Source organism: Parabacteroides sp. AF39-10AC, assembly GCF_003635405.1.
GTDB lineage: Bacteria > Bacteroidota > Bacteroidia > Bacteroidales > Tannerellaceae > Parabacteroides > Parabacteroides distasonis.
In genome coordinates this window covers 1-614 of record NZ_QTLP01000016.1, presented here as the reverse complement: position 1 = coordinate 614, position 614 = coordinate 1, and the positions used below count along the sequence as shown (strand labels likewise).

1 protein-coding gene is annotated in these 614 nt (G+C 53.9%); it reads right to left on the bottom strand.

Going from position 1 to position 614, the window contains the following annotated elements; genetic code table 11:
- A partial coding sequence (locus DW033_RS24925; protein ID WP_233554212.1) for an ABC transporter transmembrane domain-containing protein occupies nt 1–614 on the bottom strand: 614 nt, incomplete at both ends.

The following is a 614-nucleotide window of genomic DNA, read 5'->3' as shown; positions in this document are numbered from 1 at the left end:
TCCTCGATGCGGTCATGGTCTCCGATGCGCTGCATGATATCGCCCACCATCTTGGTATCGAAGAAATGCAGGGGCAGGCGCATCAGCTTGGCGAGGAAATCGGAGATCAAGGCGATATTGATCCTCGTGTTTACGTGCAGCAATATCCAGCTCCGTATGAAGTCCACGGATAGCTTGGCGATAAAGATCACCAATTGCGATATAAGGATCAAGGTTATGAAACCTAGGTTGTTGTCCCGTATACCGGTATCCACCAGGCTCTGCGTGAGGAAAGGCAGGATGAGTTGCAGTACGCTGGCTGTCACCATGCCCAGCACGAGCTGTGCCATCTCCCGTCTGTAGGGCGATATATATCGGAAAAAGAATCCGAGGTTACGTTTCCTGTCTCTCCCCTCGTCCTCCATCCCGTAGAACTCCGGCCCCGGTTCCAGCAAGAGCGCCGTCCCGGTATCCTGCCCGTCCACCTTGGTACTGACCCAGCACCGCTTGAACTCCTCCCTCGTATAGGTGATAAGTCCCGCCGCCGGGTCCGCTATGTAGAACTTCCCTTTCTTTATCTTGTAGCAAACCACGAAATGCCATTGGTTCCAGTGCAGTATGCAGGGTAGGGGACA